Raw genomic sequence first — 25,165 nt, forward strand, 5'->3', positions numbered from 1 at the left:
AAACTCGTCAAAAGAAGCCTTTGCTCAACAAGAGCAAAGGCTTCTTTTCATAAATTTCTCCTATATTCAAATCAGATTAACTTCCCTTTGTATAAGAAATAAATAGAAGAATAATACTACCTGGTAAATAAAAGAATTTCTTATGGAGTAAATAACGATATTTTAAGGGTGTTTGTGTCTAGCCCCTTCTTAATATAAAGGTAAATAGGGTGATTAGTATGGGGAAATCAATGGTTTCCTATCTTCCAGAGTGGCAAGTTTTTATACAAGTGTTAATAGCATTTTTTATTCCATATATAATCTCTAGATTGTTTAATTGGATTCGTACTTCAGAGGAAGAGTGATGAAATTGAAAACAAACAGGAATCTGTATCTAAAAATTTAGCTAATCCATTTACACGTGATTTCAATTCAAATGTAAAGGGTTTGGAAGAAATTGGTTATAATTCTAACGTTCATTTTAGGGAGTTTATTATAGGACGTACCGGCATTCAAGCATGCAGTCTTCGTTGAAGGACTATCAGATAGAGATCTTATTGATAAACATACTTTGTCATCATTGATGGCTGATTTTTCAGCAGAATCCCAATTGAAACAGCCTTACGAAAAGGGTAGCTTATGATGAAAGGAAGTGAACTGTGGATAATGCTCAATTCAAACGATCGTATTACGACACCTCAAGCAACCGTGGTTGTTATCAATTTTATACTTGGAACAGGAATTCTTACTTTGCCCAGGACAGTGACGGAACAAGTAAAAACACCAGATGTTTGGTTAAGTGTTATTTTAGGCGGAATAATTGCCATGATAGCAGGAGTAATTATGGTGAAATTAAGTCGAAAATTTCCTAAAAAAACGTTTTATCAATACAGTCAAGAAATTGTAGGGAAATGGATGGGCAAGTTATTTAGTTTCTTCATAATAGGTTATTTTTTAGTACTTGGTGGTTTTCATGCCCGTTCATTGGCAGAAGTAACAGGATATCTATTGTTGGAAGGAACCCCTAAATGGGCTATTATTATGCCCTTTATGTGGGCAAGTCTCTACCTAATCAGAGGGGGGATAAATCCAATTGCTCGTCTATTTGAGATTATATTACCTATTACGGTTATTCTTTTTTTACTTGTTGCCTTTATGAGTATCAAAATATTTGAAGTAGACAATCTGCGCCCGGTACTAGGTTCAGGTATCACTCCGGTGCTAAAAGGCATAAAAACAACTGCTCTTGCATTCACGGGTCCTGAAATCATGTTAATCATTTTAGCTTTTATGAAAGAACCACACAAAGCAGGAAAAGCTGTACTAGTTGGAATTACTATTCCTTTATTCATTTATGTGATTACTGTTGTAATGGTGATCGGAGCGTTATCAGTTGATGGAGTAGTTACAAGAACATGGCCCACACTTGATTTGATACGAAGTTTTGAGCTGACTGGTTTGATTTTTGAACGATTTGATTCTCTGTTGCTGGTGGTATGGATTATGCAAATGTTTACTTCTTTTACTGTTAACCATTACGCTGCTTCATTAGGACTATCTCAACTTTTCCAAAAGAACATTCATCCATTTATGTATGGCGTGCTTCCCGTTATTTATCTCATTTCCATGATCCCCAAAAACATCAATGATGTATTTAAAGTAGGGGATATGGTTGGCAACGCTGCCTTAGTTTTATTTGGCTTTTTGCCACTGCTTCTTCTCATCATTTCAAAAGTAAAGGGGAGAAAGTATGAAACACAACTTTAATCACATACAGTTCTTATTGGTTTTACTTTCTGTTTTTTTGCTCGTTCCTCTGATGGGCTGCTGGAGTAGTCATGAAATTGAAGAAAGAAGTTTAGGGGTAGGTGTGGCGCTTGATAAGGGGAAGGAGTCCATGATTGAAAAAGAATTTGATGAACAAGGAGGGGGATATGCGAGAAAGAACCTGATTACGTCAACCTATCAACTTATCACCCCACAAGTGGCAAGTTCAACCACTAAACAAGGAGGTCCTCAACAGAAATCTTATGTAAATGTGTCTGAAACAGGAGATTCTGCTTTTCAAATGATTCGTGAATTATCTTTAAGAAATGATACTCCTTTAACTAGTCCCCATATGAAAGTGATGGTTATCGGCGAGGCCCTTGCACGATCGTATAGTTTGGAACAATTAGTGGATCAAAGTCTTCGTGACAATGATTTTAGACCAAGTTGTCTAATGTTTATTAGTAAAGGGAGAGCAAGCGACACACTCGAATCAAAAACAGCAGGAGAGATCCCAGCATTTCGTTTGTCTGCAATGGTGGAAAATGCCTATCGAACAACGAGAATTTTACCTCCTATGTCGCTTATTAAACTAGAGAGCAAGATCCAATCACAATCTAGTTTTCTGTTGCAAAATGTAGTATCAGCAAATGGAGAAATCAAATTTGAAGGTGCAGGTATAATTAAAGGAAAAACAAACAAAATGATTGGTTTTTTGAATGAGGAAGAACTGGATGGTCTGACTTGGATCACAGGTAAAGGAAAAGGTGGCCTAGTAAAAAGCTTTGATAAAAAGACCGGTCAGCTGATCGTATATGAAATAGAGTCTATGAAAAGTCACATTCAACCCTATGTGAAAGGAAATAATATCTCTTTTGATGTACACGTTGAATCAGTGGGAAGGCTATCTGAAAGTTGGGTGACCTCAGGGAGCACTTTTAACAATCAATTTTTGCAGAACGCACAAAAAACTTCAGAAAAAAAAGTAAAGTACCTGGTAAAAAACGTACTAGAAAAAATGCAAAAAGAATATCGAGTCGATGTTGCGGGTTTCGGAAATCGATTGAGAATTAAGCATCCTAGAGTATGGATGAGGGCTAAAGAGAATTGGGATCAAACATTTAGTGGAGTTCCGATTAACTACGATGTGAAATTAAGGATTAAAGATTATGGAGCGTCAGGATCAACGAAGTAAGCTTTTAAGTTTAACTTTGCTTATTTTGATGTCAAAAATGAAAGAAAGCTCCAAGGAATAACCTTGAGGCTTTCTGAAAAGTATTCATCCTATACTTATTTAAGAGCTTCTTTTAATTCTTTTCCGGGTTTAAACGCAGGAACTTTTGAAGCTGGAATCGTCATTTCTTCACCAGTTTGGGGATTACGTCCAGTACGAGCTGCACGTTCACGTACTTCAAATGTACCGAATCCAATCAATTGAATTTTTTCTTCATTAGCAAGTGTATTAGAAATCGTTTCAAACAATGCATCTACAGCTTTTTTAGTATCTTGTTTCGTTAGTTCTGATTTTGTTGCAACTGCATCGATTAATTCAGCTTTTTTCATATGTAAATACCTCATTTCTTACTGCATATATAGTATGTATATGTAGAACATATCACAGTCTTTATAAAATGTTCAAATATAAGCACTCATTTGAGGATTTAAAAAGTTATCTAATAAACTAGATGCTGAGATTTGCTTTAAGACAAAATGAACCCCATTCAAGACAGAAGAAACTCGTCAAAAAGGGAGCTTTGCTCAATAAGAACAAAGCTTCCTTTTTGACGAGTTTCTCCTATTTTCAAATGGATGTAACCTTTGCATCAGAATATTTATTATTTATTCAGTCTAGATGACCTGTAATTAAGAAGGGTTTTTCCTTGTACTATGCTAAAACCTATTAATCCTCCAATAATAGCTGGAACAATCCAACCTAGTCCTACTTTGTACATAGGGAGAACTCTAATAAAGAAACTATTAATAGATGAAATGTGAATACCGCCCGTATTTAATCCATCAAATAGACTAATAATAAATGTCAAAAGTAAGCTCCCTTGATAAACTTCAGTTTTTCCTTTAAATAAAGGATGAAAAAAAGTTAAGAATATCAATACAATAGCTAATGGATAAATAGCTGTTAATAGAGGTATAGAAATAGCAATTAACTGTGTTAACCCGATGTTAGCAACGATTGCACTAAAACCACATAGACTAATAGCAAGTATTTTATAAGGTATCTTTGGAAATAGTTTATGAAAGAATGAAGAACAAGAAGCAACAAGTCCTACACTAGTTGTTAAACAAGCTACCGTAATCATTAATCCTAATAATATTCCACCGTAAGCTCCAAAATAATAATTCGAGACTTTTACCAAAACAGTACCTCCGTTATCTAAGTGTCCAAGTTTTTCTACACTTGAAGCACCCATGTAAGAAAGAGCCGTATAAATGGTTATTAGGATAATCGCAGCAATTCCTGTTGCCTTTGCACAAATAGTCATAATGTGTTTTTTTGTTTTTGCGCCTTTTTCCTTAATAGCATTAATAATTATAATTCCAAAAACAAAAGCTGCAAGAGCATCCATTGTTAAATAACCTTCCTGAAATCCCTTGAAAAATGAGTGAATTTTATAGTTCTTCGTAGGTGCCTGAAAATCCCCAATCGGATTAATAAAAGCCATCGCTACAAGAATTCCAATAAATGTTAACTTAATAGGCGTTAGGAATTTTCCGATAATATTGATAGTTTTAACAGGGTTTAGTGAGAAAAAGCATGTGATGCTAAAAAAGATGATGGTGAAAATAAATAAAGGTATATGGTCTAGATCTTCCGCCAAAAAAGGTTTGACGCCTATCTCAAAAGAAACGGTTCCTGCTCTTGGTATGGAAAATAAAGGACCAATCGCTAAATAAAGTACGGTTGTAAATATAAGAGCAAACACAGGGTGTACGCGACTTGCTAGTGACTGTACATCATCTTTTCCTGAAAAACCAAATGCTAACACACCAAGTAACGGTAACCCAACTCCGGTTACTAAAAATCCGGCATTAGCTGACCAAATATTTATTCCTGCTGATTGACCAAGCATTGGTGGGAAAATTAAATTTCCTGCCCCGAAGAATAGAGCAAATAACATTAAACCAATAACTACTATAAATGAAAATGGCACTTTATCCGACATATAAAACCTCCATAAAATAACAACTTTCACTATTTTTATATAAATGAAACAAGAGGCCGAAAGAATGTACAGGGTTTTTTAGAGAACTTTTCGGCCTTTTCCTGTTTTGGCTTGTCGTGGCATTACGATAAATAGGAATTCGACTTTTCCTATAGCTCTCGAACATATGAGAAAAGAGAAAAAGATGCCCTAGGCATCTAATAAAACAAGTAAAATATCTCAATAACATCGTTAAAATAAGCTCTTGCTATTATAAGTAAATTCCTTTTTTTACGAGTTTTCCTATTCTAAATTATGCCCATGAGATAGGATGGACTTAAATCTTAAAATCTTTACATTTTGAATGAACACTCTTTCTTTTGTAGATATATCTAGTTTAGCTAACCTTACAATTTCATCTGGATTATTGATGGATTGGATGACTATAGAATTATTGATTATTTTATTGTTTTTTAATATAGAATAGTCTACCGTAAAGATCTTTAACTTTCCTACCTTATTTTTTACCATAACAACTATCTCCACATACTTATAAAATACTGGTACTAGAAATCAATTTTTATACAACTTTTTCTTTATCTAATTGAGATTCTATTGTTCTCTCCCTTAATCTCATTTCTTCATTTACTTTGGTGGCTTCCTTGAGGTATTCTGTCTTAAATCCACTCTTTACAGCCCAAACATAAAAAACAAGAGACAAACATGTAATGATCAGCATGTCCCAACCGTATGGAATAACATTTATTCCACCAAATTTTTCACTTCCTAAATATGAAATAACTATCATACATAATAAGTAAGTAACCATCCAAAGTCCTGCTAGGAAGTTCTTTTGAAATCCCTTCCATTTCAACTTTGCTTGATAATAAAAGTATATAGGAAGACCCATTATAATAATGAATAACACCTGTCCTGTAAGTGGCCATCTCGCCCAGTAAAGAGTTAATGACGCAAATATAAAACCCAGTGGTGCAATAATACTTAATCCTTTTAGACGTAATGGTCTATAGAATTCTTTCCCCGTTCTTCTTAACGTCATAGCTGTAACAGGCCCTGTAATATAAGAGATTAATGTCGCAACTGAAATAATTTCAGCTAATACACCCCAACCTCTAAAGAGAAATAAAAAAATGAATGATACTGCTAAATTGAAAAACATTGCTTGACGTGGCACACCATAAATAGGATGCAATGTCCCTAAAACACCAGGTAAATATTTATTCTTTTCCATACCGTATATCATACGAGATGTAGTAGCCGTATAGGTGATTCCCGTTCCAGAAGGAGAAACAAATGCATCAGCGTACAATACAATCACAAGCCAGTTAATACCTAAAGCAATAGCCAAATCAGCAAATGGAGAGTTGAAATTAAGGTGACTCCATCCATGAACAACCATAGAAGGAGAAACTGCCCCAATAAATGCCACCTGTAATAAGATATAAATAACGGTAGCAATTAGAATCGATCCTACTACAGCTAATGGAATAGAACGCCCAGGATTCTTTGCTTCTCCAGCCATATTAATAGGGCTTTGAAAACCATTAAATGCAAATACAATACCGGACGTTGCTACCGCCGTCAGTACGCTTGCCCAACCATTTGGCGCGATGCCTTCTCCAGACGTAAAATTTCCACTATGAAAACCCGCAAATAGAAGTGATCCAATTGTTAAGCCAGGAATCACTATCTTAAAGATTGTGATGAGTGAATTTGCTTTGGAAAAGAGACTTACTGTCCAATAATTTAGTAAGAAATAAATAAGTAATAAAGCAGAAGCAATGCCTAATCCAGGTAAAGTAAGCGTGCCATTTTTCACTAAACTACTTGTCCACTTTGCCCATTCCCAGGGCCAAGAACTCATGTATTGTACAGATGCAACAGCTTCAACTGGGATAACAGATACAATAGCAATCCAGTTTGCCCAAGCAGCAATAAATCCAAGAAATGATCCATGAGAATATTGTGTATATTTAACCATACCTCCTGCTTCTGGAAACATAGATCCAAGCTCACTGTAAGAAAGTCCAATAAATAAAATAACAATCATACCGATAATCCAGGAAATAATAGCAGCAGGTCCAGCAATTTGAGCTGCTCTCCATGCCCCGAATAACCAACCTGAACCAATGATTGAACCTAGTCCAACCATTGTTAAAGAAAAAGTTCCCATCCTGCGATGTAAATGATTCATTTTTTAACCTCTCTCATATAAGTTGTAGTAATTATAGAAAGACTATTACATCCTCCAAAATCCCTTTCTTTATAAGGGAAGGATTATAGTAGATATTGTAGTCTGCTTAGCTTCAAAAGGAGTGGATACATCAGCGTAATTCGAAGAGATAGTGATACTCCTTTAAGTCATTAATAAGGATACAATGAGAGCAACTTTTTTTCTGTAGTTAGTTTATAAATATCTTCACTCCATTGAAGTGGAACTAAGAAAAGATAAACTAGTATTAAACGCTTTCATTTTTCTCCAGCGACATCGTATCTTTAATTTATACTAGGAACTATATAATCATACAGAAAACGACAAAAATTAAAAATTTTCTAAATTATTTTTTGTGAATGATTCGATAAGAAAGAAGTGCTTATTCTCCATTATTTAGATATAGAAACATTTAATGTTATCATATATGGATTTAAATATTTTTTACATATAAATAATTTAATGGATATTATTGGTTTTTATGTAGATTTTTGTTTAATTCTGTAGTTTGTATCATAAAATGAGGCTTAATAAATCTTTGTTATTAGTTTAAATTCATATATTACTTTTATTAAAAGAAAAAGATAATAAGGTAATATAATACATTTTCGAGATGGGAATTACTCCAGCAAAAAATTCTCTTACGGAGATAATTTTTCACCAAAATACAATTAATTAATAACCATTATTAAATTGAAAGATAATTTAAATTAGGAGTGAGAAAATGAAGAAAATAGGGCTGATTAAGGGTCTAGGCAAATTTGGACGTGTCACATTCCCTAGTGAACTACGACGAACCTTAGGGATAAAAGGCAGTGAGAGTTATGTGGAAATGTTTATAGAAAATGAAACAATAATTATCGAAAAATGTGGTGAAAGTAAACCCTGTGCTATCACTGGTAAGGTAAGTGATAAAAATAAAGTGTATCTAGGTAATATCGTGCTAAGCTCAGAAGGAGAAAAGATTTTATTACAACAATTAATTGATATGAAAAAACAGATTGAATGACCATTCTTTCATTTTCACCTTCTAGGAGCTACATTCCTTTCAAAATATTTGGGTCGGCTCTTACGTTACAATGCGACTTACTACTGTATTATATTCACACATTAATATGCTAAGGTTTCATATGTAGACTTATATAAAAGTGGTTATAAAAAACCAACACCAACTCCTGAAGTTTAAGATCAAGTATAGGCTTATAGCTCACATGTAATTAAAGATATCAAAAGATTAATTAAAACAAATAGGACCTTGAGAGGAGTAAGTTATATATCTTGCTCTTCTCAAGGTCTTTTTTTATTAATAAATAAAAATTACTTTTCTACAGCCACCCTTGGTTTTTCTTTACTTGTTGTTTTGAGTATAGAAAGTGACATGATTATAAATGAAGCCACACCTATCATTCCTAGAACAAATAAATAGCTTTCGATAGCATGCCCTGCAAAGTAGAAGATGTTACGTAGACCTTCTACGCTATATTTAAAGGGAACCCATGAATAAAACCAATCTTGAGTTACTGTAGGTAGAAACTCTGGAGGCAAATTTAATACCGGAATTGAGAAGAGAAAAAGTAAGATAAATAGTGGAACCCCTACTAATCCTAACCAATTTAAAATAGCGTTTTGAAGTAAATAAAACATAAATGCAGTAAAAAGTAAAAATAAGAATGTTGCCTGGAAGTCAGATATATTAACGTTTAATACATTATCAGTAAATAAAAGGACTGTAGAAGCAATGGCTGTTGCAAATAGTAGTCCTGCAACTAATTGAGCTAAAACAGATCGGGTACTTATACGGTCATTTGTAACCTTCTTCATAATAACAAAATGAATAACAGAACTAATAATGACCGCGATCCATATTATCTGTGTAAATAAAACAGGAGCATTCCCATTGGCTGTGTGATCTCCAACTTCGTTAATGGTTTCATTCTTCACAAGTAAAGGGCTGCTCAAAAGTTTTGCTTGCGAAGGAGTAATAGTAGCTTTTTTAGCTTCTAACTGGGTAAAAACTGTATCCTGAATTTGACCATTTATTTTAGAAAGCGATTGATCGATAACCTGTTTTGTTGTATTAGAAGCCGTGTAATGCATTCCTTGATTAATAATTACCTCTATCTCTGGCTTTTGTGGTGAAGGGGATTGAAGTGACATAATTTGTTGAGACATGCTCTCTGGAATGACAATAGTCGCATAGTATTTCTTTTCATTCATTGCACTGATAGCGTCTTCTCTTGTGTCAATCACTGACCACTTAAAGGGAATATCTTTATTATCTAGTAACGCTTCTCTATATTCCTCACCAGCATTTAGTTTTGTCTTATTAGGCAGTTCAGCACCTTTATCATTTACCACCAATGCAACAGGCAAGTCCTTCGGAGTGGGATTAACAATTGATCCTATGAAAGCAATACTGAAAATCATAACGACAATGATAATTCCTAGTAAGCTCCCCCAAAATCTTTTTTGTGAAAAAAAACTCTTAAATACGCACACGTAATCTCCCTCCTGAACATCTTGTTTTTATCGACAGAGCGTTGCATAAGAAACGCCCTGTTATATACAATGTAATTATATTCCTTATTCTCACATACGCAATAATCAATATTGCGCTATTTGTTATATATACAACACATGAGTCCTAAGTGTTAATTAAAAATGAAATCATAGACAGGTGATGAAAAAATGTTAAAGAAAACAGATTTGCGTGTTATTCGAACACGAAAAATGATTAAAGAATCGTTTATTGATTTAATTCAAGAGAAAGGCTATGAATCTATTACCATTAGGGATATTGCAGACAATGCATTAATTAACAGGGCTACCTTTTATCTTCACTATGTAGATAAGCAAGATTTGGTGGATAAATTAATTGACGAAGTTTTTGAGGAACTAACAGATATTATTAACCCTTGTATATACATTCAAAAGAAAAGGGTGAAAATATCAGAGTTTCAATCAATGATTGAAGCTATATTCACAAATATTTTCCACCATGCTACTTTTTATCAAATTATGTTAAGTGAAAAAGGGGTACATGGATTTAATGGCAAAATGCAAGGGGTTATTCTAGAGAAATTCAGAAAAGAATTCGCCACAATAAATTTACAAGAACAAAAATTTCCAACTCCTCCAGAATTATTAATACATTTCATTTCTTCAGCATTGATTGGTACTGTAGAATGGTGGGTTAATAATGATTTAGTCTACTCTCCTAAACATATGGCAGTGCAGTTAGTTAGCTTAATTACAATTGGTCCATTACAGTCTTCAGGTTTTGAAATTGAAGCATAAGATAAAATTTAACTTGTAAAGAGTTCCAAACTTACTTCAATAAGCAATTTTAAAAACATTAGCATCACCTAGGCTTTTATAAAAAATGGGATTATATCTAGGATAACTTCTAGAAGAGATCTTGAATGCAGATAGATATAATCCCTCACACTATCATTCTCATCTTTTACCTTCATTTCCAAATGTAAATTTAATTTTTTAAAATTTTTTTTGTAACATTCTTTTTTGGTGAAAATGGTAGCGTTGTCATATGTTTTAACATTCAAAAAAGCATTTGAGTGTTATAGAGACATATTATACATAGTGAATTTCTCACTTTTAAATAAAGATTCATCTGCCCTAAAAAAACATCTAAACTTTCTTATATCTTATAGTCCACTTATTTTTTTAAAACTTCCCAAAAATACCTCCTGAAATAAGTCTTGCTTTGATTTTATTAATATAATTTTAAGCATAATAATGTACTTATCTTAGTGAATGAATAGCCTTTAGTTTACCTCCTAAAAGTCTTGTAAAATAGTTATTAAATTATTCTTAAATTTCAAATAAAGTAATTGACAACCCAAAATATTGTTTGTAGAATCCATTTGTAGCTGATTTTTTTACAAATAGAGGTAATTATAGGTTAATTTTCTTCTATTCCGACTTAGTGAAATTTTACCGTTATGAAAAAGGGGTGGGAAAATCGTCCGACGATTAAATAAGTTTTTATTATTTTAAAGTAGTTTGTTTTATTCTTCATGATAGTTACTTATATTTGAACAATGAGGGGAGAAATAAAAGATGTCAGACGATACTTTATATAAAAAATCATATTTAAATAGATTAGGTGAATTAAAGGAAAGATCGCCAAAGGTTGCAGCAAAATTTATGCAGTTTGAACATGAAGTCTTTAATACGGGTACGATTCCTCCTAAAACAAAAGAGTTGATTGCTATTGCCGTGGCTCATACAACAGGATGTCCATATTGCATTGAAGCTCATGTAGCTAAGTATAAAAAACTAGGTGGAACTATGGATGAGATTTTAGAAGCAGTGACTGTAGCAGCTGCACTTAAAGCTGGTGCTGCAATTAGTCATAGCGTAAACGCCATCAATGCCTTTGAAAGAGAGTAGAATTTTTGATTTTGTGATTTTAGAACACTAAAAAGAGGTGTAGACCGCATGGAAAAGTTGATAGACAATCCTACTATTCCAAAAAGTAATTATTCTTCAATGATAGACTTGTTATCACATAAAGTGATGATACATCCTGAAAAAGTAGTCTACACATTTTTATCTAATGATAACCAAGATGAAACTAATATTACCTATCAAGAACTTCATATGTATGCTAAGCAAATCGCTGCTTACCTACAACATTTAGGTTTAGAAGGACAACGAGCTCTTTTAATGTATCCATCGGGGATAGACTATGTTAAAGCCTTTCTAGGATGTATCTATGCGAATGTAATACCCGTACCTGTGTACCCTCCCGGGTTAAGTCGAAATATGGAACGTTTAAAAGCAATTATGGATGATTCAGCTACTAATATCATCTTGACAACTACTCAACTGCATTCAAAAATAAGTTTTCATTTCTCAGATGAACTATCAAATATGAATCTAAAGTGGATTCCGATTGACGATATATCTTATGATTATCGAGATCAGTGGTCACAACCAAAGGTAGATAAAGAATCTTTAGCTTTTTTACAATATACTTCAGGATCTACATCTTCTCCTAAAGGAGTGATGGTCACTCATGGTAATATTTTGCACAATGAAGCCATGATCAAAGCAGCTTGTCAGCATAACGAGGATACAGTCATGCTCGGATGGCTACCAATGTATCATGATATGGGGTTAATAGGTAACATTCTACAACCACTATATCTTGGGGCTAAATGTGTATTTATGTCGCCAATGGATTTTTTACAAAAACCTTTTCGATGGCTAAGTGCTATTTCAAAGTACAAAGCAACTATTAGTGGTGGACCCAATTTTGCTTATGACTTATGTCTAAAAAAGATTACAGATGAACAAAAGGTGCAGCTTGATTTGAGTAGTTGGGAAGTTGCCTTTAATGGGGCTGAACCCGTGCGGTATGAAACTATTCAAAAGTTTGCCCAGGCTTTTAAAGATTGTGGTTTTAAACTAAATCAATTTTTTCCGTGCTACGGTATGGCTGAGGCAACTTTATTTATAACAGGTAATGAAAAATTAACAAAGCCTGTCTCCAAAGGCTTTTGCAAAGAAAGTCTTTTAGAAAATAAAGCTATAGAGCGACCCATAAATTCTGAAGATTCAGTAAAATTAATTGGTTGTGGTATAACTTGGCTTAATCAAAAAGTAGAAATTGTTAATACTGATTCCTTATCCAAGTGTGCATCAAATGAAATAGGTGAAATTTGGGTCAAAGGAGACAGTATAGCAAAAGGATATTTTGGACGGAAACAAGAAACAAATTATGCGTTTAATAATATAGTAAAAGACACAAATGAAAATGGCTTTTTAAGAACTGGGGATTTAGGATTTTTTCATGAAGGCCAGCTTTTTGTAACAGGTAGACTAAAAGATGTCATTGTATTAAGAGGGAAAAACCATTACCCACAAGATATTGAATTAACTGTGGAAAAAGCAGATCAAGCTATTATTTCAGGAGCCAGTGCTGCGTTCTCTGTTGATATTAATGGGGAAGAAAAGTTGATTATAGTTGCCGAAATTGAACGTAAATATAGGCCTAGACCACACAAAGAAAGAGAATTAAAAGGTTATTTAGACAGTGTTTTAAGGAACATCCGTCAACAAGTAATGGAGGAACATGAAGTTCAGCCATACACTATTTACCTTTTAAAGACTAGCAGTATACCAAAAACATCTAGTGGGAAAATCCAAAGAAGTGCTTGTAAAAACGCGTATTTAAATAATGGTTTAGAGGTGTGGCATAATTAAATTCGTTCTTTTCCCTCTTTTCCTAATAAACTCATCCTACTATGCATAATGTACTTACTATTGTTGAAGGAGGGATGTTAAATGGGAAATTCATATAACACAATTGTAATCGGTGCCGGGCAAGCAGGACTAGCTATTGGCTATTATTTAAAACAAAAATCTCTTTCATTTTTAATTATAGACTCTAATAGTAGAGTTGGGGACTCTTGGCGTCATCGTTACGATTCTTTAACCTTGTTTACACCTAGATCTCATAGCGCTCTACCGGGAATGAATGTAGAAGGGCCACCACATGGTTACCCTAACAAAGATGAGATTGCGGATTATTTAGAAAACTACAGTCGTTATTATGATCTTCCAGTCCAACTGAATACATCAGTTATTAATCTATTTAAAGAAAATAAGAAGTTTCACCTCGTTACCAGTAAAGGAAATTATGTAGCAAAAAATATAGTAGTTGCAACTGGTCCCTTTCAAAAACCCTTTGTACCAGATATTGAGAAAGATGTCTCAAAAGACATTTTCCAGATTCATGCAGCTCATTATAAAAATCCAACTCAATTAAAGGAAGGAATGACTTTAGTAGTGGGTGCCGGTAATTCAGGGGTACAGATTGCAACGGAGTTAGCCGAAAGCAGAGAAGTTTATCTATCTGTAGGTAAACAAATGAAATTCCTACCCTATACCTTACTGAATAGGAGTATTTTTTGGTGGTTCCAAGTGCTTGGAGTATCAAAAGCAACTATCCATTCAAAATTGGGGCAGTTTATGAAAAAAAATGATCCAATTATAGGAAAAGAGTTAAAACCACTGCTAAGTAGAGGAGCTGTTAACAAGGTTTCAAAAGTTTCAAAGGCAGACGGTAAGAGTTTAATTTGTCAAAATGGCGAGAAAGTCCAACCAGAGAATATCATCTGGGCCACTGGTTACCACAATGATTACGAATGGATTGAAGTCCTTAATATAATTGATAAAAACAATAATGTGATTCATGATCGAGGCATAACAAAAGAAAAGGGTCTTTACTTTCTAGGGTTATCATGGCAATACCGAAGAGGTTCCGCCTTATTATTAGGGGTTGGAGAAGACGCCAAGTTCTTGGCAAATCATATAACTTAATTGATATGAAAAGTTTTAGTGGGGGTTCTAACTATGGAAAACGATAAGATTTTTACGATGATAAGAGGGTCTATTTTAGTTTTTTCACCTTTAAAAGAAACGGATATTAAAATAGATAGCAATTTGTCCGGAGATTTATCACTGGATTCAACTGATCGCCTAGAACTTGTTTTAGATTTAGAGCAAAAGTTAGATATTAGCATTCCAACTGAGGACTATGGCTGGTGCAAAACGATTGAGGACGTTGTGTTGTTAGTAAAACAAATACAAGCTCAGAACACTAAGGAGGCTATTAAATGAACTTATCTACTCAGTTAAAAGAACTAGGATTATCCCCATTAAATACATTAGTCGGCAGTGCTCATAACCTTTATAAAATGCCTTTTGATACAGTAAATGAATATAAAGGTAGCGTTATCGCAGATAACTTTAACTACCATTATGAAAACAACCAATTTTATCGTGATTTATGTAAGAAGAAAAACATTAGCCATCAGGATATAAAGGATTTTAATGATTTAGCAAAAATCCCTTTAATTCCAGTTCAAACATTTAAACAATGCGATTCTCACCTTCTTATGACATCGAAATTAAACGAAGTTGAATTCGAAATGAGAAGTACAGGGACAAGTGGTATTCCTAGTGTATCTCGTCGTGATCGTTTAACGATGGACAGTGCATTTGATAGTGTTGTAACTACCTATAGAGAGTTCTTTAAGTTCTCCAGAGGGATGGGATTATTCCTTTTCCCACCAACTGAAGAAATGCCTGAAATGGGAATGGTAAAAGCACTGAATGTTTTTGCTGGTTTATTAGATGGTAGCGTTAATTTAGTAAAGAAAATAACATTCAACCCCGAAAAAGCTGTAGAAGCCTTACAAAGTTGGGATGGAAAGCATACTAGACATATAGTAGGCCCTCCATTTTTAGTATATAGATTAATTAAATATTGTATGGATCGCAATATTAAACTTAATTTAGAAAAGAATAGCTTTATTATTACGCTTGGAGGGTGGAAAAAGTTCACTGGTGAAGAAATTCCACGAGCAGAATTTAATGAGCTTTGTCATGAATACTTAGGCGTTCAATCATACAATGTAAGGGATATGTATGGATTAGTAGAAGCTAATATGCTTGCAGTAGAATGCCATAAACAAGAAAAACATATTCCACCATGGGTCCACGTTTCTATGCGTAACCCACACAATGTCTTAGAAGAAGTTGAATATGGAGAAAGAGGCATTATTGCTATTTATGACCCAACTTCTATTTCTTATCCAGGCTTCATTCTGACAGAAGATGTTGGCTATTTAAGAAAAGATACATCTTGTGAATGTGGTCGTAATGGACAGACGTTAGTATATATTTCAAGGATGCCAGGCGTCGAAGTAGGTTGTTGTGCAATTAACCTTGAAAAGTTTATCGAAGAAAAAGAAAAAGGCATGGCTGTCAAAGGAGGAATTTAAAATGTTCAATGATATAATCTGTGACCATTTTATGAATCCTAGGAATATTGGTGAACTTGCAGATGCGGACTATGTGATCGAAATCAGTAATCCTATTTGTGGTGATACAGTACACATGTATTTAAGGTTAAACCAAGAGGTTATCTCCGATGTAGCTTATAGAGCTTATGGATGCTCTACGTCTATTGCTACAGCAAGTATTGTTTCAGAAAAAATAGTTAGTATGTCTAAAGCTGAAATTTCGTCTATTATACGCGATGATGTTGTTGAATGGTTAGGTGAGTTAGAACCTTCACAGCTTCATTGTGTTGATATCGCTTTAAATATTTTAAATCAGTGCGCAAATCCAACAAAAAAGAAATTTGAACAGAAAGAATTTCTGGTTGAAGGGGAAGGTGCATTTTAACAATGCATACACCTATTTATTTTGACTATAATGCCACTACTCCTATTGATCCAAGAGTACTAGAAGGTATGTTACCGTATCTTCAAAATCATTTTGGAAATCCGTCGAGTACTTATTCTATAGGGTATCGCGCTAAAGAGGCCATTGAAATAGCACGTAAAGATATAGCTAATCTTATTGGTGTTGAGGATAGTAATATATTTTTTACAAGTGGTGGATCTGAGGCAAATTCCACTATATTAAAGGGCATAGCAGCTAAAAATTCAAAGAGGAAGCATATTATTACAAGTGCAATTGAACATCCAGCTATCTTAAAAACTTGTGATTACTTAAGAAAGCATCATGGATTTCAAATTACCACAATACCTGTCAATGCGGCTGGTATTGTGGGTCTTAATGATATCGAAAGAGCTATAACTAGCCAAACCGTTCTTGTTGCAGTCATGATGGTAAATAATGAAATTGGGTCTATACAGCCTATAAAAGAAATAGGTAAACTGTGTAAAAAGCACAATATTCATTTCCATTGCGATGCAGTACAGGCAGTTGGGAAAATAACAGTTAATTTAAAGGAACTTCCAATTGATAGTTTATCCATGTCAGCACATAAAATTTATGGACCTAAGGGAGTAGGGTGTTTATATTTACGTGAAGAGGTGAATATTCCTCCTCTTATCCTTGGAGGATCTCAAGAATTTGGTATGCGTTCTGGAACAGAAAATGTAGCAGGTATTGTCGGTTTTGGGATTGCTGCAAAAATAGTTCAAGAAGATCTATACTTGAATTTCACAAAGACAGAGTACCTACGTGACTTATTCTTAACTAATCTCCAAGCAGAAATCGAGGATTGTTTAATAAACGGAGACATACATGCTAATGTTCCCTCCACAATAAACATTCAATTTTCTGGGATTAGAGGGGAATCCTTAGCCAGTATGTTAAATGAATTGGGAATTTGTGTATCTATTGCTTCCGCATGTAGCTCTACGTCATCAAAACTTTCACATGTATTAAAAGCAATTGGAAAGACAGATGACGAGATTAGAAGCTCAATTCGTATAAGTATAGGAGCACTAACCACTGAAGATGAAATAAATCAGCTAGTTAGACATTTAAAACATTCTGTTGTTAGATTACGTTCTTTCTCACCTAAATATCAAATACCTGTATAGGAATATTAAAGTGAAAAATAATGATTGGAAGGTAGTGAGATTACATGAATGAATTAGTATTTAAGCAGTTTAAAGTGGCAAAGGATTACTTTATAAGAAATGTAGAATCTATTTCTAAAGAAGTAGCGAGTGTTCAGCCAAATGGTTTTAACAATACAATTCATTGGCATGTTGGTCATGTATTAACATTCACTGAGCAATTAATGTTTGGCTTTCCAGAAAAAACGACTTACCTTCCAGCAAACTATATCGAATTGTTTAGTAATGGTACAAAACCAGCTGATTGGAAGTATGAGGTGCCTAGCTTAGACGAATTGATTATTCAGCTCAAGGATCAGTCCATTCGTCTTCAGCAAATTCCAAATGAACAATTAAAGAAAACACTTCAAAAACCATTTATGGGTTTTGATACTTATGAACAATTAGCAGGTTTGGCTGTATTACATGAATCCAATCATTTAGGCCACATTCAAGCAATGAAACGTGTTGTTGAATATGAAAATGTAAAAAATTAATCAATGTAGATACAGATGAAAATACCTTCTAACAGTTTATATTAATAAGTTCTAAACAAAAACAAGCATTTGTTTTCAAAGGCTTGTTTTTTGTTTAGATAGTTCTGCTGCGTCTGTATAGTAAACGTTCTAATTATAAAGGAGATAAGATATATGACTATTTACAATAAACTAATTAGAGACCGCATACCCGAAATTATCCAAGAATCCGAAGGCGAGTGTGTGGTTGAAGTTTTAACAGAACAGGATTATTTAAAAGAACTTCAAAGGAAAAGTCAGGAAGAATTAAATGAGTATTTAGCAGCTTCTAACTCAAATGAGGCTATAGAAGAACTTGCAGATTTATTAGAAGTAATCTATGGATTAACAAAGTGCCATGGATTTTCCATCAAAGATTTAGAGAGATTTAGACGACATAAAGCTGATAAAAGAGGCGTCTTTGATAAAAAATTATTTTTAGTGGAAGTTCGTAAGAAGGAGTAAATTTAATTTCATTAACGTTGTGAAACAGTATCAACTATACTTTCGGCGGAAGTATAGTTGATAGTCATTTTATACACCTTTCTAGTTATGTAATTGTATCTAATTCACTAATATTATCCAAATAAACCTATTTAATTGATTATATTTCCATATTTAACAGTCGGCATTTATTTGATAAAATAATTTTTGACAAACCCTATAAGCATTATCTGATATTTATATTTTGGAATTTTTTATGAAAGCTCACTTAAGAGGCATGCGTATTAATACGCATGCCTCTTAAGATTTCTTATTTTTATTAAACACAATTTATTATAAGTAAGTTTACGTAATTACTTATCGATTTTTACTTAATTCTGTGTTTGAGTATAGAGGCTATATTTGTATGGATAGGTCTGCATAGTTTCTCCACATCCATTTGATATAAATAGGGGACAGCAGTACTTATTACAATGAAAGGGTGTAGATATGAAAAAGTTACTATTTGTCGTGGTATCTCTCTTAACTATGATTGCTTTGGTAGCATGTAATAAGGAGTCTGAATACAAGCAGATAAAACAAGACATGGCAAACATGAACCATAATGATTCTTTAAAAGAAAAACAACAAGTCGCAGTACAAACCGATTGGAAGTTTAAACAGTCTCCTCAGACTAATACAACCAACCAGTTAACAATCACAATTAAAGATAATAAAGGGAAGCCTATTTCCGAATTTGAGATGAATCAAGAAAAGAAAATGCATCTGATTGTTGCAAGCAAAGACTTGTCAAAATATCAACATATCCATCCTACTTATAAGGGAAAAGGTGTGTTCACAGTACCTGTTACGTTTACTCAGGGAGGATCATTTCAGTTAATTGCTGACTTTGTACCGAAAGGACAATCGGATACAGTTCAAATGCATACGGTTTCTGTTAAAGGAAATACACCAGTTCCTGTTAGCCTTACACCTGATAAGGAATTGGTAAAAACTGAGAACGGGAATCGAGTGTCTCTTAAAATAGATAGACAGCTAAAAGCGAATCAGGAAACTATGCTAAATTTTCATTTTGAAGACGCTAAAACCAAACAACCTATTCAGGATTTACAACCATACCTTGGAGCTGTAGGACACGTTGTCATTTTGAATCAAGATGCAACAAAATATCTGCACGTACATCCGATGGATGAAAGGATAAAAGGGTCTAATGCTATGTTCCATACAACATTTCCTTCACCTGGCGTCTATAAAATTTGGGGAGAGTTTCAGCGCAGTAACAAAGTCTTTATAGTTCCATTCGTAGTGGAAGTTAGTAAATAACTAAAAAAGAATCTGTCTCTGTAAGTTATTCATCAATTATTTTTTCTGTATAAACTACTTCAGATAAATTAGATCACCCAAAATACATTTATATTACAGCAAGGAACTACTTTTGAGGAGCAGTAGTTCCTTCTATTTTTAGACTGCATAACCTATACATGTTCCGTTACCATAATGACAGTTATCGGTACAAAAAAGCTTTTAGATTTATAAATCTAAAGGCTTCAAATATGCTTAACACTTTATTAGTTATATCTGATCAAAAGCTTAGTAAAAATAAGTCCACTTAATGATGGGAACAATAAATAAGCTCCTAGTGCTCCTAAAGCCATTCCATCCCATCCGCCTACTACCAAAATGCTAATTGCAATTACAGTTAAAGAAATGACAAATCCAATGTTAAAAACTTTATCCCCTATGTGTTTATCAGAGTTTCTTTTTCTTTGAAGCGAATGAAATATATACGCCAATATTAAAGCAGCTATAATCGTTCCTAAAATGATCTTAACATCCATAGAATACCCCCTTTTATCCTTTTAATTCCATTTTAGCAATAATATTGAGTGAAATTACTATGTATATGACATACAAGGCTAGTTAACATAAAACCGATTGCCGGTAGCAAAAAGCACACTATAATCGGGTAGATACTTTATTATTTTCAGCTCCATTCTGGGCCATACTAAGCAGCCTAAATCCTCTGAGGCAAACTATTACTCCAGTTCCCCATAATATTAGAGCTGAGCCAAAACCTACAGATACCCACCATGCCATAATTTGATGATCGCTTACTATTATTTTTACAGGAAAAGTTAACATGACAATAGTTGCAAGTAAGCAAAGAAGTGTCCCCGTAATATAATAAATTGGAACCTGAAACAGGGATGCTAGAGGGAAAAAATGAGCACCGACAATAAGAGCCATAACAGGAACAAACAAATTTAAGTGATTAGTAGATACGCAAATAAAAGCAGCAATAGCAATAAAAAGACCTTCTAAGCTGAAAATAATACCGAACCATCTATTCTTTTTTCTCCAACGAGCCCCATCCTTTTTAATTACTTCATTAGTTAATTGACGAGAATTCTTTATTAATGCAATTGCACTGATAAATAATACGACTCCAATCAATAAAGATAGGGTGATAAGTACAGGAAATTCCCACCCTTGCATTCCTCTAATTCCAATTCCTGCCCAAAGAGTACCGAAAAATGCCATGAAGATAACTCCAGAAGCTGTACCACGCACAGCAGCTCTGGGAATAGTAGCTGGGTCCATATATTATAACCTCCTTTTTTATTTCAATCTAATTTGTCCTATATTTATAATTTATAAGCCAATTGTATAACTTATTCTATTGAAACTATCTATGATGAATAAAAATTTATTTATTGAGCAAACTACTCAAGACGCTCTGTAACATCAGCTAAACATTGATTATCATTCATGAAACAGAAAAAACAACTGATTGGATCCAGTTGTTTTTTCTGTTTTTAAGCTTTCTATGGTATACATCTTTAGTTACCATAATGGATTTTATTAGAAATAATATACGAAAAGGCTCTTTATGGAAAAATAAATAAGTACCTTGATAAAATAGGGGTGCTTTTACGTATTTATTTCTTCTTTACCATCCAGCACTTCTTTCTTTAACGTGTCAAAATCTCTTTTAGCTACTTTTTCAATCTTATCAAATAATTCATCACCTTTGATTAATCCTTTTTCTTCTAGTATTTCTTCTAACGCTTTAAATCTTACTCTAGATAAAACAACCTCATTTACGGCATTAACCATCAACTTCTGATTTTTTGTAAGTTCTTTTTCTTTGGCTGGTTCTTGTTGTAACTTAATTCTAAATACGACTTTTGTGTCATCTGATATCTCTGCTGCTTGATAAAAAGTACTGTGTGAAATATTTTTCATTTTAAGTTTCTCATTTGTATCAACAATAGTAAGTTCAAAATCGGGGCTCTCAAAAAATAAGTCATATAAGTTATACTCTTTTTTTCCTATAACCGAAAATGCAAACCCAATCTTTTTTAGCTGCTCACCTGTAGTGGAATGTGTAATTGTTTTTTCTTCGAAATTTTCAACGTTAAATTCAACATTATTGATAATTAATTGTTTCAATTCAACCACCTCTTTATCTATATGAATACGACGAGTCTTAAAAGATTCCCTGTTTTCTCAAAATAAAAAAGAACACTGATGAATCAGTATCCTTAAAGGATTATTTAGAAAACCTTGCACTTGGAAGGATAATTATTGAAGGTCGGTTGTAATGTCATATTTCAAGAAAAAAATTATACTGTTTTGTGGTTATATAACAATGGTACTTGTGAAGTTAAGGAACAAAATTCATTAGGAAAAGTTAAATTAGTATCAGTTTTTTCTAATCCGATGTTTTTTAAGTACTTATAAATTTAGTTTTAAGCGTTAGAAAAGATAGATTTTCACGAATGAGTTGTTAACTTTCGTAAATTCTGAAGGGCAACAAAACCTGCTTTAGTTCCATTACCAACTAGAACTAAAGCAGTACATACTCCAAATGTTGCTAGATTTGAATGAGCAATCAATTGGGCAGAACAAAAACGAATATTACTTCTTGCAAGCTCAACGGCTTTTACCTCATATTTAAAATTACTAACTTTATAAATACGATAAGAGTGTCTCATTCTAGATAAATCCCCTCCGTAATCTAAAAACATGTTAGTTGAACTAGAATAAGATTTCATATGCAAATTTATAAGCTTGTCCAAATCTTGACTACACTTAATTGTTTTTTTATCTAAAAGTCCATAATTACTACCTAGATCAATTAATTCTTTCCTTTTTTTTGCAATGCATTTTCGTAAGTCCTTTATTTGACCTACTGAATTGATTACCATTGACATAGCTTTTTCTCACCTCATCGAAATTTTTCAGTTTCTAGGGAATTTAGTAGGTCTATAATAAAAAGATAGAGCCAATAAAAAATATTATGAGCAATATAAGATAGAATGAAAACGGTTTCTACAAAAGATATCAAAAAATTACAAGAAAATACAAAAATTTTAGACATTAATGAGCTATCCCATTCGAAAAAGTATACTTTTTCGAATGGGATAGCTGTTTTTCAAGTCATTTTTTCACAGTCCAAAAGGTGTACTTTTTGGGACTATCTATATTGGAAAACCTCAATCATAAATTAACTATACATAGTTAAGGGGATTCTGGTGCATAAGTGTTGAAGTGTTGTTACTGAGAAGCTACTAGAAGAAAATATTCTTTATTCCGCGGGTCATTGTCCATTCATTGCAATTCTGAGCGTTTCTCATAATACTGTTTTTAGCGAAGGAGTTGAGAAGATTGAAAAAAATCATATACTGGATTATTTTTATTTTGTTGATTGTAGCTTATGTGACTGACGTAGAAAGCATTGACTTAAAGGATTTATTCTCTTCATCACAAGAGAGTAACACATCCTATGATAGACAAAGTGTTCTATTTTCCGACTGATAAATATTCTAAAACCGCAGCACATATTGAACATACCATTAATAAAGGTAAGTCAGCTATTTGTACAATTAATCCTGATGGGCAGAGTAGAACAGAAGCTAATCTTTAAAGGGGCTTCCTACTAAGCAAGGTTATGATAGAGATGAATATTCAATGACATTTTGTGATAAGGGAGGAACAGGTGCAGAAATTGAGTATGCTAAGCCTGCTGATAATCGGAGCGCAGGTTCTTTGATATCTTATCAATTCAATCAATTGCCGAGTGGAACAAAGGTTTTAATTCAGATAAAATAAAAAGAACAGGTATTGTAAGGGAATTAGACGGATTAGGACGTGTGAAAATTCGATATGAATTATGTAAAGCTTTTGGGATAGAAGATAATACAACACATTTAGAGCTACTTGTTATGGGAGGGTTTGTACAGGTACAGGAGAAATTAAATGATCAAACATTCTTATTCTCGAAGAAGAATTGAAAAGAAGGGCTCTACCCTTCATTACTAAAACAGATAGGAGTAATTAATTCAGAATTATGCTTCTATCTGTTTTTCCTTTTTTACAACCCACATTAGGAATTCCTTTTCTTGATTAGTTAGCTTTCTATTTAAGGATTGTTCAAACTGTAAAACTAACTCTATAAAGCGCTGCATGTTATCCATTTATGTTATAACTCAACTCCTTGAGTTTATCTTTAAGTATAGAATAAGTTTAAGGTTTTTATTTTGTCAAATTTTGTTGTGTTTTAATACTATAATTTAAGAAGAAGCATAAGGAAGCCATTATAAAGATAGTTCAATTAGACGATTAGCTCTTTTTTTTGGATGTCATATTGAGGTTAACTATGAGAAGGAGTGGAAGAGATATAAGTGTGAATTAACCTTTGTAGATCAAGTAATCTTGACTATCAAAGATTTATTTTGAAAAAGAAACATATTGATTTAAATTAAATAGCGATTAATGGAATTGCATTATAAAACATACATAGATAGAAAGAGCTGCGTTACATAAAAAGAGAGGAAAATACCTTTTTTATTTGTTTACCCTTGGAGAAAATATTGACCATAGATAGTGGGTTCTAAGGTGAAAATGTTGAAAAAGCACCCCTGAATGGGTGCTGTGAATTAAAGTAGTTCATCATTCTAGTTTTTTAGAAACTTGCTTTCTAACTCTAATTGCTTCATTCGTCGTTGTAATCCTAAATTTTCTAAGTCTTGTTCTAACTCGGAAGATAAATCAGTTTGTTCTTTAGCATTTTCCATTTGTTTTCTAGTAGTTGCCAACCTCTTTTGTTCTTTTGAATTCATATTAACAGCCCCTTTCTTTTGACTTGCTAGATTCGACATAGCAGATGAAATATCCTGTAAAAAGCCATTCACCTAAAAATGCAACAGCAGTACAATACAAAAAAACATCCGTTTAGATAGGATGTTTTTATTTTACTTTTATTTCGTTTTCATCTTTATAGCCTGCTCTTGGCGAGCTTCAATTTTTTCTTCAATCTTTTCCATGACCTTTTTATCTTCTAGTATTTTATGTCTGTTTTCATTGACTAGGTTTTGAAAAGAGGGTTTTAACTTTCTCATAATGGCACTTCTTTCTCACTGTTTAGTTTAGTCCGTAGACAAGTATGATTATAACGGTTAAATGGAATAAAGCAATTATTTGCTATCAACATCTCTATATGTTACACTACATTTAACTTGTTTTTGTTCGGTATAAGATTGAGAGAAGAAAAAACCTTAAACAGAAGTTTTTGTCTTGAAATAGTATGATTGGGCAAGAGAGGTAATACATTTGTGGAATATTCCACAGCAGGAGGCAACATTATGACAC

25 protein-coding genes are annotated in these 25,165 nt (G+C 33.2%); 14 read left to right on the forward strand and 11 right to left on the reverse strand.

Translation table 11 applies throughout. From position 1 onward, the window contains the following. The first annotated feature begins 618 nt into the window (after positions 1-618). Both ACFX4E_RS24425 and ACFX4E_RS24430 read left to right on the forward strand, forming a co-directional pair. Positions 619-1,746, forward strand: a complete 1,128-nt coding sequence (locus ACFX4E_RS24425) for a spore germination protein (RefSeq protein ID WP_377256639.1) — start codon at positions 619-621, stop codon at positions 1,744-1,746. Further along, positions 1,730-2,941 carry a Ger(x)C family spore germination protein gene (locus tag ACFX4E_RS24430; RefSeq protein WP_377259511.1) on the forward strand — a complete coding sequence of 404 codons (1,212 nt, stop codon included), beginning with the start codon at positions 1,730-1,732 and terminating at the stop codon, positions 2,939-2,941. Before ACFX4E_RS24425 ends, ACFX4E_RS24430 begins: the two co-directional genes overlap by 17 nt. Before the next feature lie 95 nt (positions 2,942-3,036). Here the strand turns inward: ACFX4E_RS24430 and ACFX4E_RS24435 are convergent, their stop codons facing one another. The 4 genes from ACFX4E_RS24435 to ACFX4E_RS24450 form a co-directional block, all read right to left on the reverse strand. Continuing rightward, a complete protein-coding gene (locus ACFX4E_RS24435) occupies positions 3,037-3,309 on the reverse strand; it encodes an HU family DNA-binding protein (RefSeq protein ID WP_013083575.1) in 273 nt (90 codons plus the stop codon). 272 nt (positions 3,310-3,581) lie between these two features. Continuing rightward, entirely contained in the window at positions 3,582-4,928 is a 1,347-nt protein-coding gene (brnQ, locus tag ACFX4E_RS24440; RefSeq protein WP_098525976.1) for a branched-chain amino acid transport system II carrier protein, read from the reverse strand. Between the two features lie 282 nt (positions 4,929-5,210). Next, complete coding sequence (locus ACFX4E_RS24445) at positions 5,211-5,438, reverse strand: hypothetical protein (protein ID WP_043980840.1); 228 nt, start codon at positions 5,436-5,438, stop codon at positions 5,211-5,213. Positions 5,439-5,487: 49 nt separating this feature from the next. Further along, positions 5,488-7,122, reverse strand: coding sequence for a glutamate/serine transporter AimA (locus ACFX4E_RS24450; RefSeq protein ID WP_377256632.1), 1,635 nt, complete (start codon positions 7,120-7,122; stop codon positions 5,488-5,490). A gap of 742 nt (positions 7,123-7,864) precedes the next feature. Here ACFX4E_RS24450 and ACFX4E_RS24455 point away from each other — a divergent pair. Further along, the gene (locus tag ACFX4E_RS24455; RefSeq protein WP_043980836.1) at positions 7,865-8,149 is read left to right on the forward strand and encodes an AbrB/MazE/SpoVT family DNA-binding domain-containing protein; all 285 of its coding nucleotides are present in this window, start codon (positions 7,865-7,867) and stop codon (positions 8,147-8,149) included. 308 nt (positions 8,150-8,457) lie between these two features. On the opposite strand, the gene ACFX4E_RS24460 is transcribed toward ACFX4E_RS24455, so the two are convergent. Next, entirely contained in the window at positions 8,458-9,639 is a 1,182-nt protein-coding gene (locus ACFX4E_RS24460) for a YhgE/Pip domain-containing protein (RefSeq protein ID WP_377259508.1), read from the reverse strand. 189 nt (positions 9,640-9,828) lie between these two features. Here ACFX4E_RS24460 and ACFX4E_RS24465 point away from each other — a divergent pair, with 189 nt between their 5' ends. From ACFX4E_RS24465 to ACFX4E_RS24515, 11 genes are all read left to right on the forward strand, one after another. Further along, the gene (locus ACFX4E_RS24465) at positions 9,829-10,437 is read left to right on the forward strand and encodes a TetR/AcrR family transcriptional regulator (protein WP_377256626.1); all 609 of its coding nucleotides are present in this window, start codon (positions 9,829-9,831) and stop codon (positions 10,435-10,437) included. 783 nt (positions 10,438-11,220) lie between these two features. Beyond that, positions 11,221-11,553: a carboxymuconolactone decarboxylase family protein gene (locus ACFX4E_RS24470; protein WP_043980830.1), complete on the forward strand. Its 333-nt coding sequence runs from the start codon at positions 11,221-11,223 to the stop codon at positions 11,551-11,553. A 48-nt stretch (positions 11,554-11,601) separates the two neighbouring features. Next, positions 11,602-13,371, forward strand: coding sequence for a fatty acyl-AMP ligase (locus tag ACFX4E_RS24475; RefSeq protein WP_377256623.1), 1,770 nt, complete (start codon positions 11,602-11,604; stop codon positions 13,369-13,371). 81 nt (positions 13,372-13,452) lie between these two features. After that, the gene (locus ACFX4E_RS24480; RefSeq protein ID WP_377256620.1) at positions 13,453-14,490 is read left to right on the forward strand and encodes a flavin-containing monooxygenase; all 1,038 of its coding nucleotides are present in this window, start codon (positions 13,453-13,455) and stop codon (positions 14,488-14,490) included. A gap of 33 nt (positions 14,491-14,523) precedes the next feature. Continuing rightward, on the forward strand, positions 14,524-14,790 hold the full coding sequence (locus ACFX4E_RS24485) for an acyl carrier protein (RefSeq protein ID WP_043980824.1): 267 nt from the start codon (positions 14,524-14,526) through the stop codon (positions 14,788-14,790). Beyond that, entirely contained in the window at positions 14,787-15,956 is a 1,170-nt protein-coding gene (locus tag ACFX4E_RS24490; RefSeq protein WP_043980822.1) for a LuxE/PaaK family acyltransferase, read from the forward strand. Before ACFX4E_RS24485 ends, ACFX4E_RS24490 begins: the two co-directional genes overlap by 4 nt. A 1-nt stretch (position 15,957) precedes the next feature. Beyond that, positions 15,958-16,362, forward strand: a complete 405-nt coding sequence (locus tag ACFX4E_RS24495; RefSeq protein ID WP_377256617.1) for an iron-sulfur cluster assembly scaffold protein — start codon at positions 15,958-15,960, stop codon at positions 16,360-16,362. Positions 16,363-16,364: 2 nt separating this feature from the next. After that, on the forward strand, positions 16,365-17,534 hold the full coding sequence (locus tag ACFX4E_RS24500; protein ID WP_377259505.1) for a cysteine desulfurase family protein: 1,170 nt from the start codon (positions 16,365-16,367) through the stop codon (positions 17,532-17,534). Positions 17,535-17,578: 44 nt separating this feature from the next. Beyond that, the gene (locus ACFX4E_RS24505; protein WP_274157558.1) at positions 17,579-18,049 is read left to right on the forward strand and encodes a DinB family protein; all 471 of its coding nucleotides are present in this window, start codon (positions 17,579-17,581) and stop codon (positions 18,047-18,049) included. Positions 18,050-18,202: 153 nt separating this feature from the next. After that, positions 18,203-18,532 carry a pyrophosphohydrolase domain-containing protein gene (locus tag ACFX4E_RS24510; RefSeq protein ID WP_377256611.1) on the forward strand — a complete coding sequence of 110 codons (330 nt, stop codon included), beginning with the start codon at positions 18,203-18,205 and terminating at the stop codon, positions 18,530-18,532. Positions 18,533-19,000: 468 nt separating this feature from the next. After that, the gene (locus tag ACFX4E_RS24515) at positions 19,001-19,834 is read left to right on the forward strand and encodes a hypothetical protein (protein WP_377259502.1); all 834 of its coding nucleotides are present in this window, start codon (positions 19,001-19,003) and stop codon (positions 19,832-19,834) included. A 245-nt stretch (positions 19,835-20,079) separates the two neighbouring features. On the opposite strand, the gene ACFX4E_RS24520 is transcribed toward ACFX4E_RS24515, so the two are convergent. The 6 genes from ACFX4E_RS24520 to ACFX4E_RS24545 all read right to left on the reverse strand — a co-directional run bounded on the left by ACFX4E_RS24520 (position 20,080) and on the right by ACFX4E_RS24545 (position 24,915). Next, a complete protein-coding gene (locus tag ACFX4E_RS24520) occupies positions 20,080-20,349 on the reverse strand; it encodes a YesK family protein (RefSeq protein ID WP_377239017.1) in 270 nt (89 codons plus the stop codon). Positions 20,350-20,467: 118 nt separating this feature from the next. Continuing rightward, positions 20,468-21,112: a DUF7010 family protein gene (locus ACFX4E_RS24525; protein WP_377259500.1), complete on the reverse strand. Its 645-nt coding sequence runs from the start codon at positions 21,110-21,112 to the stop codon at positions 20,468-20,470. A 330-nt stretch (positions 21,113-21,442) separates the two neighbouring features. Beyond that, on the reverse strand, positions 21,443-21,964 hold the full coding sequence (locus ACFX4E_RS24530; protein WP_377579922.1) for a hypothetical protein: 522 nt from the start codon (positions 21,962-21,964) through the stop codon (positions 21,443-21,445). Between the two features lie 323 nt (positions 21,965-22,287). Further along, entirely contained in the window at positions 22,288-22,728 is a 441-nt protein-coding gene (locus ACFX4E_RS24535) for an aspartyl-phosphate phosphatase Spo0E family protein (RefSeq protein ID WP_098525963.1), read from the reverse strand. Positions 22,729-24,471: 1,743 nt separating this feature from the next. Next, positions 24,472-24,636, reverse strand: coding sequence for a hypothetical protein (locus ACFX4E_RS24540; RefSeq protein ID WP_180229526.1), 165 nt, complete (start codon positions 24,634-24,636; stop codon positions 24,472-24,474). Positions 24,637-24,774: 138 nt separating this feature from the next. Then, the gene (locus ACFX4E_RS24545; protein WP_080743162.1) at positions 24,775-24,915 is read right to left on the reverse strand and encodes an FbpB family small basic protein; all 141 of its coding nucleotides are present in this window, start codon (positions 24,913-24,915) and stop codon (positions 24,775-24,777) included. Positions 24,916-25,165 lie beyond the last annotated feature (250 nt).

This window comes from Priestia sp. YIM B13491, from assembly GCF_042787605.1.
GTDB classification, from domain to species: Bacteria; Bacillota; Bacilli; order Bacillales; family Bacillaceae_H; genus Priestia; species Priestia megaterium_E.